Annotated in this window: 9 protein-coding genes and 1 tRNA gene; 4 read left to right on the forward strand and 6 right to left on the reverse strand. The window is 60.8% G+C overall.

The window, feature by feature from the left end:
• Positions 1-403: 403 nt before the first annotated feature.
• The 4 genes from BBAG_RS07665 to BBAG_RS07680 form a co-directional block, all read right to left on the reverse strand.
• A tRNA-Gly gene (locus tag BBAG_RS07665) sits at positions 404-477 on the reverse strand.
• Positions 478-784: 307 nt separating this feature from the next.
• A complete protein-coding gene (htpX, locus tag BBAG_RS07670; RefSeq protein ID WP_003825141.1) occupies positions 785-1,726 on the reverse strand; it encodes a zinc metalloprotease HtpX in 942 nt (313 codons plus the stop codon).
• 399 nt (positions 1,727-2,125) lie between these two features.
• A complete protein-coding gene (locus BBAG_RS07675; protein WP_003825146.1) occupies positions 2,126-3,571 on the reverse strand; it encodes an FAD-dependent oxidoreductase in 1,446 nt (481 codons plus the stop codon).
• A gap of 248 nt (positions 3,572-3,819) precedes the next feature.
• Positions 3,820-5,466: a hypothetical protein gene (locus BBAG_RS07680; RefSeq protein WP_003825149.1), complete on the reverse strand. Its 1,647-nt coding sequence runs from the start codon at positions 5,464-5,466 to the stop codon at positions 3,820-3,822.
• A gap of 431 nt (positions 5,467-5,897) precedes the next feature.
• Between BBAG_RS07680 and BBAG_RS07690 the strand changes: the two genes are divergently transcribed.
• Both BBAG_RS07690 and BBAG_RS07695 read left to right on the forward strand, forming a co-directional pair.
• A complete protein-coding gene (locus BBAG_RS07690; protein ID WP_033508708.1) occupies positions 5,898-7,376 on the forward strand; it encodes an amino acid permease in 1,479 nt (492 codons plus the stop codon).
• Positions 7,377-7,578: 202 nt separating this feature from the next.
• Positions 7,579-8,589: an asparaginase gene (locus BBAG_RS07695; protein ID WP_033508711.1), complete on the forward strand. Its 1,011-nt coding sequence runs from the start codon at positions 7,579-7,581 to the stop codon at positions 8,587-8,589.
• Positions 8,590-8,703: 114 nt separating this feature from the next.
• On the opposite strand, the gene BBAG_RS07700 is transcribed toward BBAG_RS07695, so the two are convergent.
• Both BBAG_RS07700 and BBAG_RS07705 read right to left on the reverse strand, forming a co-directional pair.
• Positions 8,704-10,884 carry a heavy metal translocating P-type ATPase gene (locus tag BBAG_RS07700; protein WP_033508713.1) on the reverse strand — a complete coding sequence of 727 codons (2,181 nt, stop codon included), beginning with the start codon at positions 10,882-10,884 and terminating at the stop codon, positions 8,704-8,706.
• A 360-nt stretch (positions 10,885-11,244) separates the two neighbouring features.
• Positions 11,245-13,122: a S1C family serine protease gene (locus tag BBAG_RS07705; RefSeq protein WP_003825162.1), complete on the reverse strand. Its 1,878-nt coding sequence runs from the start codon at positions 13,120-13,122 to the stop codon at positions 11,245-11,247.
• Positions 13,123-13,460: 338 nt separating this feature from the next.
• On the opposite strand from BBAG_RS07705, the gene tgt reads away from it, so the two are divergent.
• Together tgt and BBAG_RS08400 are read left to right on the forward strand one after the other, a co-directional pair.
• Entirely contained in the window at positions 13,461-14,762 is a 1,302-nt protein-coding gene (tgt, locus tag BBAG_RS07710; protein WP_003825163.1) for a tRNA guanosine(34) transglycosylase Tgt, read from the forward strand.
• A gap of 90 nt (positions 14,763-14,852) precedes the next feature.
• Complete coding sequence (locus BBAG_RS08400) at positions 14,853-14,963, forward strand: winged helix-turn-helix transcriptional regulator (RefSeq protein ID WP_272944773.1); 111 nt, start codon at positions 14,853-14,855, stop codon at positions 14,961-14,963.
• Position 14,964 lies beyond the last annotated feature (1 nt).

A 14,964-nucleotide genomic window follows, 5' to 3' on the forward strand; every position in this document is an offset into this window, starting at 1 on the left:
GGGGAAACGGACATCCCAAACCATATTCCGTAGTACCGCATGTCCTTTTCTGGAGAATCAGACACGTTGACGTAAATCTGAATCCCGCGAAAGACCGATTCGGGAGAATTGGGCACATTGGGCATCATTCCTATGCCGAAGATGTCCTTTTCTGGAGAATCGGGCAACCCTGGTTATAGATCCGAGCCACATGTGACTGATTCGGGGGAATCGGACACCTGGAGAGATACAGAAGAGAGAGAAAGAGAGAGAAAGAGAGGGGGACGTAGGGGAACCAAAGGAACGGAAAATCAGAGGGAAAAAAACCGGAAGTTCAGAACGGAAGATACCAAGGATGCAGGCAACGCGTCTGGGGGAAAGGAGAAGAAAACCCTTTGAAGTTATTGACTTCAAAGGGTTCGCATGGAGCGGATGACGGGAGTCGAACCCGCCTCTACAGCTTGGGAAGCTGTCGTTCTACCGATGAACTACATCCGCGAGGTGGCGCTTTTGGCGCACAAGTGGTTAGTTTAGCATCAAAATAGCCACGGCACGGCGGGTTGCTCGAAAGATGAATCGCACATATCACGCGCACGTCATAGGTGCGTACCGTTCGAGGTTGAGGAATATGCGTCGAATGGTCGCCACTCATACGTCACCATGTATCAATATGTCGGTTCAACGTGTCAAGGCAACGCGCCAGCGCACCGCCAAAACCGCACGGCAAAACAACCGTGAAACAACTTGTGAAACATACGCGAGGTTTCCTTCTCCATCGCGACGCACCAACGACCCATCCCGGCACTCAGTGCATCGGCACCTGCGTCTGCCACCCCGTGCCACCAACCTGAGCACCATGCATCTCCCGCGACATCTGCATCAACCTCGAAATGCGATCAGCAGTCGGCGGATGCGTAGAAAACAAACGGGAAAAACCACCGCCCTTGAATGGATTCGCAATCATCATGGCAGCCACCGACTGGTTCCCCGCAGTGGCCTGCATCGGCATAGCATCCACACCCATGGAAATCTTATTCAACGCCGAAGCCAGCGCCTCCGGATCCCCCGTCAGCCTACTGCCATCCTCATCCGCGTCATATTCACGCGTACGCGAAATAGCCAGCTGCACCAGCGACGCTCCAATCGGCGCAAGAACAGCGGTAAGAACCACACCAATCGCGCCAATCAGCCCCGAAGACTCATCACGATCACGACTACCGCCGCCAAAATACATCAACGAATAACCCAAATACGAAATCACAGACGCCATGGCCGACGCAATCGCAGACGTAAGAATGTCATGGTTATACACATGCATCAGCTCATGCCCAAGCACGCCACGCAACTCGCGACCATTGAGAATACGCAGAATCCCCTGCGTACAGCACACCGCCGCATGACGCTCGTTACGACCGGTGGCAAACGCGTTGGGACTTTCGGTAGGCGCGATATAAATGCGAGGCATCGGCTTGCCCGCCCGAGCGGAAAGCTCGCGCACAATCTGATAGATCTGAGGCGCTTCCTGCTCACTGACCTCATGTGCGCCCATAGAAGCGATGGCAAGTTTATCGGAAAACCAGTACGACCCGAACGTAGTCGCCAAACCAATGAAAACGTAAATACCGAGGGTATTGCGGCTGGCACCAGTGCACAGCCAGATGAGCATGATAATCGCCCACATCAACGCGAAAAGAAGCGTTGTCTTCAAGCCATTGCAATGGCCATGTACACGCATTTTGGCATTCATGTCTTCAGCCTAAAGCGCCATCCTGAACGATTACTGGATACGCCCGGAGAGCCATCGGAACGCACACAGCGCGGAATACTGCACCAGCAAGGAGCTGTAGCGCACGCTGCATGCTGATGTTTGCAGCGTCGCCTAGGGCCTCAGCCTACGCCACGATGTCCGATTCGGGAGAAACGGACAACCGGAACCCTCATGCAGTACCCCTACTTGTCTAATTCGGGAGAAACGGACACACACAGCGAAAATCTACGCCGGATGTCATATTCACCAGAATCGGACAAGTAAGGCATCAATACAGCACCGCGGATGACCGATTCGGGGGAATCGGACATCCGCGGTCTGGGAAGTGCCACTATCGGCAACTCGGTCGCCGCTCAGACGACAAGCCGCAGCCGCACGTCACGCGTGTGCGAGTTCGCGCATCTGATCCGGCTCGATGACCTTCTTGTGCTCGCGCCCTTCCTTCGCTCCCTCGGCACGCTCGTATGCGTCGACCTTCTTCCAACCGGCAAAGTCGATCGGCTTGACGCCGCGCTCGGCCAGCAGCCTGTCGATGGATTTGGGATCGCGATCCTCGGCCACGCGACCGCCCTCGGCGGCCTTGGCGAGATCTTCAAGCATGTTGGTCACAATGGCGAGCGCATCGGACTTGGTGGAACCGATCAGGCCGACCGGTCCGCGCTTGGCCCAACCGGTGGCGTACAGGCGTTCGCGCACTTCGCCGCCGTCTGCTTCGGTGGTGATGCGGCCGTCTTCGTTCGCGTTGGCGAGGTGGGCGTGTTTCTCGTCGTAGGCGATGCCGGGCGCGGTGGCCGGCTTGTATCCGATGGCATGGTACACGGCTTCGACCGGGTAATCCACGAATTCGCCGGTGCGGGTCATCTTGCCATCGGCGCTGGTCTCGGTCTTTTCCACGCGGATTGCCTTGACTTTGCCGTCTTCGCCCAGCACTTCGGTCGGTGCGGAGTTGAAGTGCACGTAGTATTTACGATCGGCGGGGTTGCCTTCGTAGTCGACGTCGCCGTCGTCTTCCATGTCTTCGGCCATCTCGCGAATTGCGAACAGTTCTTCGACCATTTGACGGGTCAGCTTGTTCTGGCCGGCAACTTCGATGGTTTCGTCGTCCAGATCGAAGTCGTCCTCGTTGATGATGAGCTGCACGCCCGGCAGCTTTTCCATCTCGCGTAGTTCCTGCACGCTGAACTTGGCTTGGGCCACGCCGCGGCGGATGAACAGGTGGAGCGTCTTGGCCTTGTTGGCTTTGATGCCTTCGTACACGTTGTCGGGAATGTCGGTTTTGGCTTTGAGGTCGTCCGCGTTGCGCATGAGTTCGCGGGCCACGTCCATGGCCACGTTGCCACCGCCGATCACGGCCACGTTTTCGGCGTCGAGCGGCCATTCGCGAGCGCCCGTGGGGTATCCGTCGTACCATTCGACGAATTTGGCGGCACCGTATACGCCGTCAAGGTCGGCACCAGGCAGGCCGAGCGGCTTGTCTTCTACGGCTCCGGTGGCGAACAGCACGGCGTCGTAGCGGGCGAGCAATTCGTCCAGGGTGACGTCCTTGCCAAATTCCACGTCGCAGTACAGGTGGATGTCGGGGTTGTCGAGCGTTTTTTCGAGCGCATCGGCGATGAATTTGATGGATGGGTGATCGGGGGCCACGCCGTAGCGCACCAGGCCGAACGGGACCGGCAGCTTTTCGAACAGGTCGATGCGGGCCTTGGTGCCCAGGCCGAGTTCGTCGCCGAGTTTCTTGAGTTGGCGGAGGAAGATGTCAGAGGAGTAGACGCCTGCGGGGCCGGCGCCGATTACAGCAATACGAAGTTCGTTAGTCTCAGTCACGCGCTCTAGCCTAACGCAAACCGTCGAAACGTAAAAGGGTCATTTTGGCGGGGAATGACCGCTTGTGGGGTTCTGCGGGGTGGGTTTGCCGAGGGTGGCGATAGGGGCGTTATTCTCCGAGTGACCGATGAGTGCAGGTGCCGCGGGTTACCGGACGTGGCCAAACACGGGCGAGACTCGGATATCGGCACATCTGGCGGACATGAGGGGAAACTCAGGAGATACACAGCGGGATCAACCGCACTCCCCTATCTGAGCCGTAGACCGCGCAGCATATCCGTACGCACGTAGGCGGTGATATCGCCAGGAGTGACCCACGTTTTCCATGGCGTGCGTTTGGTGGCGATGGTGATTTTGCGATAATCGCGCGTGCGGTACCTGAGCCGGCCAAAATAATAATCCGGAAAATCGGTGTCGCCGATCACGAATTCCGGCTCCCCCTTGGCCGCGCAAGCCGCAATTTCCCGGTTCATTTGCGCTGCGGACGGCACCTGATTCGGCTCGTAGGAGCGACCGCGGTAGGTGCAGTCCAGCAGACCGTGCGATCTGTGCGGGAAATACGGGTTGGCTGCGATCATCGCCCAACTGTAGCGATGCGTGTCTTCCTGCCGGGGAGTATGACTGCCGTCCGGCCATGTGGTTTCGGGGAAATACCGCCAGAACGATACCCAGCGATCATGGTCGAGCCTGTTGCGCTCGACGAACGATGCCACGGCGCGCGCGCCCGAATAGTCGTACCGCATATCGCAGGCTGTGGCGGCAACGTTCCAGCATAGGCTCGGCAGCAGCAGCACGGCGATTACGGTATTGCGCATGGCGGAGGCTCGACGCTGCAAGCCGTCATGTCGCTTGAGCAGACCGGCGATGTAAAGGCGCGACCGTTCCGGCATGTCGACGGCGTCGAGCGGACGGTCACGCAGCATGATCCACCAGTCTGCAACGAACAGTGCGAAGATGATTCCCAGGTGGTGCAGGCTGAAATACCGCACCGCGCATACGGCGAACAACAGGTATGGCACCAGCACAATATCGAGATCACCTCGCCTGTGCGCAAGACGAACCAGCACGGCCCACACCAGCGCCGACAGCACCACACACACTATGAGCGGGAAAACACCCAGTCGCATACCATGCAGGGACACGTCGCCGGCGAATGCGGTGAACAGACTTTCCGATGGCAGCACGAGCCAGAACATCAGGAATTTCGCCATGCCCGAATTGCCGTTCGCCCCCGGCGTGGCGCCAAACGTGTCAGGATATGGCAGAATGCACGCGGTCAGCACGATACCGGCGGCCATCAGCGCCAGCCATGTGGCAAAACGATGCAAGTCGGCGACCAATGCGCGTAGGGATCTCGCCTGCAGCACCGCGCGTATGACCCAAACCATCGCCATCGCGCAGGCCAGCGCAATACCGTAGCTGCTGGTGCAGCACAGCAGCAGCAAGACGAATACCAGCCTCCACGGATGCCGGTCACGGTCTTTCCAACAATCGGCCGCCATGAACAGCGCGGCGCACATCAACGCGTACTGGCGCGACGTGACACCATATTGGAAGCACATGAAATACGTGAACGGCAGCAACGCCACGGCCACCGGCGGGAACGGCGAACGGAATATCAGCAATCCCGCCATCAGCGCGGCGCACGCCAATTGCACGCCCTTCAAACCGATCTCATAGGGCACGCCAAGCTTGGCGGGAACGGACAGCATAAGCCACCACAACGGTGGATGCCCCTCGTAATGCGGGCGCACCAGCAGCATGTCACGGAACGACGCATCACGGGCGATAAGCCATGATTGCGCCTCATCGAACCACGGCTCATGGAACGCCATCACGCACGCCACCACCGCAATATACGCCACGAACACGGCGATACGCCAGTGGCAACGCATCACACGCGGCACAGGTCGCAACCGCCCCGCCACACACTTTTGAGATTCGCCTGCCACAGGCTCCCCCACAATCCCGCTCGTCACTCCAGCTCCCATGTCATGCCCCTCACACCATAGTTGTCCCGAAGTCTTCTCTGCATACCAGTAAGCACACAATACGCAGGCATGTCAAACGCAAACGTGTTGCCATAGTGCCCCAACCGCCACTCGGCGACGTCAGTCAGCAACAGGAACCGGCGCATCACAGCGTTCAATCCTCCACCGTAATCACACTGGTTGCGCATCATCCTTATAATGAGCCTGCTATTGCCATGATGGAACGTTTGACGGCACACCACTGCTTCTTCCGCGCACAACAGCACTATGGAACAACGCCGAAGCAACACAAGGCAGCACAGCGAAACACAGAGAAAAGAGAAAAGAGAACAATAGTGAGCGACACAACACCGCATAACGCGGTCAAGCAAGACAAAAGCGACTCCGGGTATTCCAAGGATCTGAAGCCGCGCCACATTCAGATGATCGCCATCGGCGGTTCCATCGGCACCGGCCTGTTCCTCGGAGCGGGCGGCCGACTGGCGCAAGGTGGCGCAGGACTGGCGATCGCCTACGCGGTATGCGGCATCTTCGCATTCCTCATGGTCCGCGCGCTGGGCGAACTGGCGATCCGCCGCCCCTCCTCCGGCGCATTCGTCTCCTACGCCCGCGAATTCCTGGGCGAAAAAGGCGCGTACATCACCGGCTGGCTGTTCTTCCTGGACTGGTCCGTTACCGTGATGGCCGACATCACCGCCGTGGCCGTGTACTTCCACTACTGGCAGGCCTTCCAGAATGTGCCGCAATGGCTGCTGGCCCTGTGCGCACTGGCCGTCGTGTTCGTGCTCAACATGCTGAGCGTGAAAATGTTCGGCGAAGCCGAATTCTGGTTCGCCGCCATCAAAGTGGCCACCATCATCGCATTCATGCTGATCGCCATCTGGGCCATCGTCACCGGCGCCCCGGTCGGCTCATCGCACGCCGGCATCGCCAATATCACCGAACATGGCGGTCTCTTCCCGCAAGGCATCCCCACCGTATTCGCATTGACGCTCGGCGTGGTGTTCGCCTTCGGCGGCACCGAAATGGTCGGCGTGGCAGCCGGCGAGGCCAAGGACGCCGCCAAGGTATTGCCCAAGGCCATCAACTCGATGATCATCCGCATCTTCGTGTTCTACGTAGGCTCCGTGGTGCTCATGGCTCTCGTCCTGCCATACAACGCCTACTCCTCCAACGAATCCCCGTTCGTCACCTTCTTCTCCGGCATCGGCATTCCGCACGCCGGCGACGTGATCCAGGTGGTCGTGCTCACCGCCGCGCTTTCGTCCCTGAACGCCGGCCTGTACTCCACCGGGCGCACGCTGCGCTCGCTCGCCATCGCCGGTTCCGGCCCGAAGTTCGCCGCCCGTATGAACAAGCATCATGTGCCGTATGGCGGCATTATCATCACGTCCGCTCTGGGCCTGATCGGCGTGGTGATGAACGCCGTGCTGCCTTCCGACGCGTTTGAGATCGTGATGAATCTGGCCGGTATCGGCATCGCCGGAACGTGGGCCGCCATTCTGGTCACGCACCTGGCGTTCCTCAGGAAGGTCAAGGCCGGCAAGGAGACCCGACCCGCATACCGTATGCCGGGCGCCCCGTACACGAATTACATTTCCCTGGTGTTCTTCGCCGTGGTGGTGCTGTCGAATCTGACGAGTGCAGCAGGCCGTTGGACACTGGCCATGTTCGCCGTGGTCGTTATAGCCATGGTCGCCGGCTGGTTCTACGTGCGCGGCCGCATCGACGGCAATCTGATGGACGGGATGCTGGACGACAACGGCAACGACGTGCCTGACGTGCTGGAAACCACGGAAACCGCCGGCAAGTAAACGGCAGGTACGATTCGCGTATCCGAATCGGCGGTACAGTGGACGGCGAAGGCGTAACGGCCCGCCGTCCACTTGCGTTTCGTGGGTATTCGGCATGATTCGCCGCGTTTCGGTACGATTCATTACGGATTGCGCATGATTCGGCCGCAATCGGACGATTGGACGGCGGCATGATTTCGCCAAGACTTCGAGGAGGTAGACCTTGCGTATTCACATCACGTACACCGGCGGCACCATCGGCATGATCGATTCGCCCAACGGCTTGATTCCTGGCGCGGACATGCGCGGCTGGCTGCTTCGCCTGCTCGAGGACGCGCATATGGACAGCGACCTGTTCTCGTTCACCGAGCTTGATCCGCTGATCGATTCGTCGAATGCCACGCCAAGCAACTGGCAGACCATGATCGACGATCTCAAGGCGCACCGCGACGAGGCCGACGCATTCGTGGTGCTGCACGGCACCGACACGATGAGCTATTCGAGTGCCGCGCTCTCCTACGCGCTCACCGATTTCGGCAAGCCGATCATCTTCACCGGCTCCCAGCACCCGCTGGGCAAAATCGAATCGGATGCCACCGCCAACGTGACCGGCGCGCTGAACGCCGCGATGAGCGAGCGCATGAACGGTGTCGGACTGTTCTTCGGCCATCACCTGTTCGCGGGCAACCGTGTGAGCAAGTCGTCGAGTTGGGCGTTCGAGGGGTTCTCCGCACCGTCGACCGGCCCGCTGGCCCGTACCGGAACGCCGTGGCACTGGTATGCCGGCGGCACGCTGGCTGGCGAAGGGTGGAAGGATCCCAAGCCGTATACGCGGCATGATGTGGCCGTGATCGACATGGCACCGGGCATTACCGCCGCACGTCTCGAGGCGATGCTCACGCCACGCCCGGAGGCTGCGATTCTGCGCGCATATGGCGTAGGCGATATTCCAAGCGACGAGCCGGGACTGACGGATGTGATCGCCGATGCGCTGCACGACGGTGTGCCGGTGATCATCGCCTCGCAATGCCAGCAGGCGGAGGTGTTGCTGGGACATTACGAGGTGAGCGACGCCATCGCGCGTGCCGGTGCGATCGGTTCGGGCGATATGACGCTTGAGGCAGCGTATGCGAAGGTGATGTTCCTGCTCTCGCAGGGCGTGGATGCGGCTGATTTCGGCACGTGGATGACGCGCTCCATCGCCGGTGAGATTTCGCCGGCCTCCACGCTGTAACCGGCACCGCAGACTGCGATACGAACGAAGGGCACGCCCATCATGGTGAATGGACGTGCCCTTCGTGTTACTCCGTACGGCTCAGTATTACCCGGTACGGCTCGCTGATTCCGCTCAGTCCTTGTCGATCAGCGCAGTAAGCGCCCACAGGATGCTCACCACATCGATCGCCTCCTGCAGGAAGGCGCCAACCACCACCGGAATCAGGTTGAACGCGGCGCACAGCATCGCGATGATCGACAGCGACAGGCCCACGACCACGGACTGCAGCATGATGCGCTTGGTGCGGCGCGAAATCGCGATCGCACGCGGTACGCAGGCGATATCGTCGTTCATGATGACCACCTGCGCCGATTCGGATGCGGCCGTGGACGTGCCGTCGGTGATCGCCATGCCGATGTCGGCGGAGGCCAGCACGGGGGCGTCGTTCACGCCGTCGCCCACCATCATGGTGATGGACCGGGTGATCGATTCGCCGGTCAGCTTCTGAATGAGCCGATCCCACCACGGCTGTTCGGGCGCCTCCTCCTTGGATGCGTTCTTTACTGCGGCGAGCTTGTCTTCGGGGAACAGTTCGGCGCGCACGTCGCTGATGCCGACCTCCTTGGCGATGATGTTGGCGGACGCCGCCTTGTCGCCGGTCAGCATGGACAGCCGCCTGACACCGAGGGAACGCAGGCGTTCCAACGATTCCTTCGCATTGGCACGCGGAATGTCCTTCATTACGATACGCGCGGCAAGCCTGCCGTTGATGGATACGAACGTGGCCATTTCGTCGGCGGCGAGCGGCGTGGTGAACACGTCTGCGGGATTCGTTGGCACACCATGTTCGCCTTCGGTGACGTAGGCATACCGCCCTATGCGAATCATGCGACCGTTGACCATGCCACTCAGTCCCTTGCCGGAATCCTCCGATACGCCCTTGACCACCGGGTGCTCGATGTCATGTCCGTCCCAATCGGAGCCGGGCAGGCGTCTGCCGCTGTCGGCGTAACGTTCGGCCAGGCGTGTAACCGCATCCTGGCCAGCGTTCACAATGCCCTGGGCGAGAATATGCACCGAATACGTTTCCAGCACGCCCGCCGACAGCAGGATCACATCCTCGTCGAGTCCGTCGTCGCCTGTCATGCCGTTCGTATGCGAACCGCCGCGCATATCCACGCGCACCACCTGCGGTTTCTTCACGGTCAACGTGCCGGTCTTGTCGAAGAAGATATGGCTCACACGCCCCAGCGTTTCCAATACTTCCTGCGTTTTGATCAGAATGCCGGATTTGGCAAGACGCCCGGTGCCGGCGATATAGGCGACAGGAGCGGCGATAAGCAGCGGGCATGGGGTGGCGATGACCAGCACCTGCGCGAAACGCATCGGCACGCCGGAGCAGATCCATGCGAATCCGGCGATCAGGAACGCTACCACGGTGAACGGCACGGCAAGCAGATCGGCCACACGCACGACCGTGGCACGCGAGCTTTGCGCAGAGGAGACAAGTCCGAGAATGCGCTGATACTGCGAATCACGCGCCAACTGAGTGGCACGCATGGTGAGCGTGGACGAACCGTTGACTGCGCCGGAAAGCACGCGAGCGCCGGCGAATACCTCGCGCGGCACCGGTTCGCCGTTGATGTTGCTTAAATCGAGTGTTGCAGAGTCGGACAGCAGTTCGCCATCCACCGGCACTGTTTCGCCCGGCAATACGACGAGCACGTCACCCATACGCACCTTGTCGACCGGCACTGTTTCGAAATGGGAGCTGGAGGATTGAATCTGCTGGATCTCGCCTTCGCCTACCGACCTGAACCCTGAGTCACCGGTATTCTGCCGGCCGGAACCGTTGATATGCCCGGCGTTCGAGCCGATGCCGGGAAGGTTGACCACGTGTGCGATGACCGGAGCGGCCTCCATCAACGAGGTCAGGTTGCCTTTGGCTTTGTCTTGCGCGTATTCCTCGATCGCCTCGCCGGAATACACCATGAGCACGATCGCCCAGCCGGCCCAGTATTCGCGTACGGCGATGGTCGATAGGATCGCGACGATCACCAGCACGTCGACGCCGACGTACCCTTTGCGGATATCTTCGATCATGCCTTTGAGCGAGTCGAATGCCGTGTAGACGACCATGGCGATCACAATCCACTGGCCGATCGAGGGGTTCACGCTCCAGAAGAAATGTTTCCATGGCCGTGCATTCCACAGCAATGCCACGGGAATGGCTGCCAATACGGTGACGGGGAGCATTGGCACGAGTTTGCATGCCTGGAATAGTTTGGTAAAGAATGACGATACGTGTTTCATCATTGCTCCTTACGCTGCATCGGTCTACGTTCGGCATATGGCTTACGGGTCGCGCGAACGCAGAATTGCGTCACGCCTTGTTAACCCATCGGCTGCGTTGCCGGCTTGCGATATGCATTCCTGACTTGCGTTCCGATACACGGCGTAAAGATTGTCATATTCAGTTGTTGTTCAGTTATGGGCAAGCTGTTTCACAGTCATGTTCGCTCTAGGATATCAATGCAAAGTGCCTTGCGCAACTTCGCCGGAAGTCACGCAAGGCACGTATTGCTGATGGTTGCAGGCCTTCTGCCATATGGGGTTTGCTGCTGCCGAGGCGCGCTGTTCATGCCGCTTGCGGCGCAGCACACCCCGTGGGATTTACCACAGGCTGAACGGGAAGCCGTTGCTGTAGCCGTCGGAACCGTTGCCGGAACCATCGGAACCGTTGCCGGAGTCGCCCTGGCCGTTCTGGTCGCCCTGGCCGTTCTGGTCGCCCTGGCCGTTCTGGTTCTGCTCCTGCTGGCTGTTCGATTCGGTGCGGTTGGAACCGTTGACCTTATCCTCCTGCTGGTCGAGCGTCACGTCCACATCCATGGTCTTGCCGTCACGCACGATGGTGAGCGTCGCCTTGTCGCCAAGGGCCGTAGCGCGCACGAAGCCGAGCAGGGAGGCCGTACTGTTGACCGCATGGCCGTCGAACGCCACGATGGTGTCGCCGGACTTCAGGCCGGCCTTGTCTGCCGGGCCGCCCTTGACTACGGCATTGCCGGTGGAGCTGGATGTGATGCGAGCGCCGGCGCGGGTCACGCCGTCGGCTTCGACGGTATCGGTTTTCACGGTGACGCCGAGTGCCACATGCTTGACGGAACCGTCCTTGACGATTTCGTCGGCCACACGCTTGACGAGGTTCGACGGAATGGCGAAGCCGATGCCGATGGAGCCGGAAGAGCTGGAGTCGGAGGATCCAGAGGAGCCTGCGGTGGCGATGGACGAGTTGATGCCGATTACTTCACCGGCCGCGTTGAAGGTCGGGCCGCCGGAGTTGCCGGGGTTGACGGCCGCGTCGATCTGTACGGCGTTGGTGACGATGTTGTTGTTGTCATCATCCATCACGGTGACCGGGCGGTTCAGCGCGGAGACGATACCGGTGGTGGCGGTGTCGTCGTAGCCCAGCGGGTTGCCGACCGCCATCACGTTCTCGCCTACGGCGAGCTTGTCGGAATCAGCGAATTTCACGGCCTTCAGGTCGCTCGGCGGGTTTTCGAGCTTGATGACCGCAAGATCGGTGGTGGTGTCGGTGCCCACGACCTTGGCGGAGTACATCTGGCCGTTGCTTAGCGTGACGAGGATCTTCTGCGCGCCGGAGATCACGTGGTTGTTGGTGACGATGTCTCCATCGGTGTTGATGATCGCGCCGGACCCCTTGGCCACGCCGTTGCTCAGCGTGGCCTGGATGGCCACCACGGAGCCGGAGACCTGCTTGGCCACGGCCTGCCAGTCGGGTGCTTCGCCGGACTTGGCGGTGGCGGAGCCCGAACCGGATTCGCTGGAGTTGATGTTCGCCATGGAACTGGTGGTGGGGACCTTCACCGCGCCGCTGGTGATTGCTGCGTAGCCGACGCCGAGGCACAATGCCGCGGACAGCGCTGCCGCGATGACCGCGGTGAGCACGGTGGTTGTGGTGCCTTTGCTGTTCTTGCTGCTGCCGGGCATTGCGGGCTGGCCGTTCTGGCCTGGCATATTCGGCTGGTCGCCTTGACCGCCTTGACCGTTCTGCGGGGGAACGGGAGCGCCGAACATGCCGAAACGCTGCGTGGGCTGGCCGTTCTGATTCTGCCGTGCGCCGAAGGGGGTGCGCATGATGAACGGATTGCCGTTGTTCTGGGCCGGCTGGGGATTCTGCTGCTGGATCGGCTGCGTGGGCTGAGCCTGCACGGGCTGGGTCGGTTGAGTCGGAACCGGGCCGTAGGCGCCGTATTCGGGAGCCGGGCGATACTGACCGTAGGCCGGAGTCGCCTGGGTCTGCGGAGCCTGCGGCTCGGATGCGGACGGCGCTGCGGCATCGCCTGCCGGCGCGGTTGCGAAATTCGTAGTCGGTGCAGCGTCGGCGGACGGCGCATCCGCTACCGGCGCGATCGGCTCGGTCTGTGCATCCTCAGCCTGCGTATTCTCAGCCTGCGTAGTCGCCGCGGATTCGATATGCTGCGTGGCCTGCGGATCATCCTGGATGTTCGGGGAGTTCTGCTCTTCAGCCATGTTCGCTCCTTAGAAGGTTGACGATGCGATTGGCCGCTGCTGACCTTCAGCAGGCTCATCGCCAACGCGTTTGCTACCTAAGAGTAAAGATACCCGTTCTGGATGTTTCCTGAACGTTTGTTGGAAACCACGTTCGAATCCTCAAACGAAAACCTCCGACCCTTCCAGCATCACCGCGGACCTTCCCCCATCATCGCCCCCTCAACGCGGAATCAGACCACGCAACCCATTGAAAAGCCGCCCATCATACGCCTCACAGCATCACCACAACGCCTCCGCCGCGCCCCTACCACGCCCCGCCGCACCGTTGTATCGCCCATTCGCCTAAAGTAAAACGCATGACTGATCTTGTGGAACACCCCCTGGGCGCGGAACCCGGCAAACCCGGCGACCGCAGCGCATTCTCCTTCGAAACCATCACCCGCCTGCCCGACGCGGCAGACGGCAAAGGACGCGGTGGCGCACGCTATGGGCGCACCGGCATCATCCACACCCCGCACGGCGACATCCGCACACCCGCCTTCGTGCCGGTCGGCACCCAGGCCGCCATGAAAGCCGTCCTGCCCGAACAAATGCGTGATCTTGGCGCGCAATGCCTGCTCGCCAACGCGTTCCACCTGTTCGAGCGGCCCGGCGAAGACGTGCTCGACGCCGCCGGCGGACTGGCGAAATTCATGAACTGGAACGGCCCCACCTTCACCGATTCAGGCGGCTTCCAAGTGATGTCGCTGGGCGTGGGCTTCAAGAAAACGCTCGCCATGGACGTGACCGGCATGAAATCCGACGAAGTGATCGCCAAAGGCAAGGAACGCATGGCCTGGGTGGACGAGGACGGCGTAACGTTCAAATCCCCGCTCAACGGCGACCAGCATCGCTTCTCCGCCGAAATCTCCATGGGCATCCAGCACAAGCTCGGCGCGGACATCATGTTCGCCTTCGACGAACTCACCACGCTGATGAACACGCGCGGTTACCAGGAACAGTCCGTGGAACGCACCTACCGTTGGGCCCAGCGCTGCGTGGCCGAGCACAAGCGACTCACCGAAGAACGCCTCGGCAAGCCATACCAGGCGCTCTACGGCGTGGTGCAGGGCGCGAACTACGAGGATCTGCGCCGGCATGCGGCCGCACAGATCGCCTCGCTGGACTTCGACGGCGTGGGCATCGGCGGCGCGATCGAAAAACGCATCATCGGCGACACCTGCGCGTGGATCTGCGACGAAATGCCGGAAAACCGGCCGCGTCACGTACTCGGCATCGCAGCGGTGGACGACATCTTCGCCTGCGTGGAGAACGGCGGCGACACCTTCGACTGCGTGGCCCCGGCACGCTGCGGGCGTAACGGCGCGATCTTCACACGTCACGGGCGCTACAACATCAAGCGCGCGCAGTTCAAGTTCGACTTCGGGCCGCTTGAGGAGGGTTGCGACTGCTACACCTGCACGCACTACACGCGCGCCCACGTGACACATCTGCTGCGCGCCCGCGAATTCAACGGATTCACGCTGGCGACGATCCACAACGAACGATTCTTCGTGAAGCTGCTCGACGACATCCGCGCCTCGATCGACGGCGGCTACTTCGAGGAATTCCGCGACGAGACGCTCGCGAAGTTCTACGAGAACGGTTCGAAGGGCTGAGTGTGAACTAACGCAACGCCACCGCCAATTCGCCAAGTGTGACGAGGACGTCGGCATTGACACAGACTGAACGATCGTGGATCTGCGCCGGTGCCGCCGCGCGTGGAGTATTCGCTGACGGAGACCGGACAGACGCTGCAGCCGGTCATCGAGGTGATGAAAGACTGGGGCACCCAGTACAAGGCCGCGCACGCCGCCTAGC

Origin of the sequence: Bifidobacterium angulatum DSM 20098 = JCM 7096 (genome assembly GCF_001025155.1) — a bacterium.
GTDB lineage: Bacteria > Actinomycetota > Actinomycetes > Actinomycetales > Bifidobacteriaceae > Bifidobacterium > Bifidobacterium angulatum.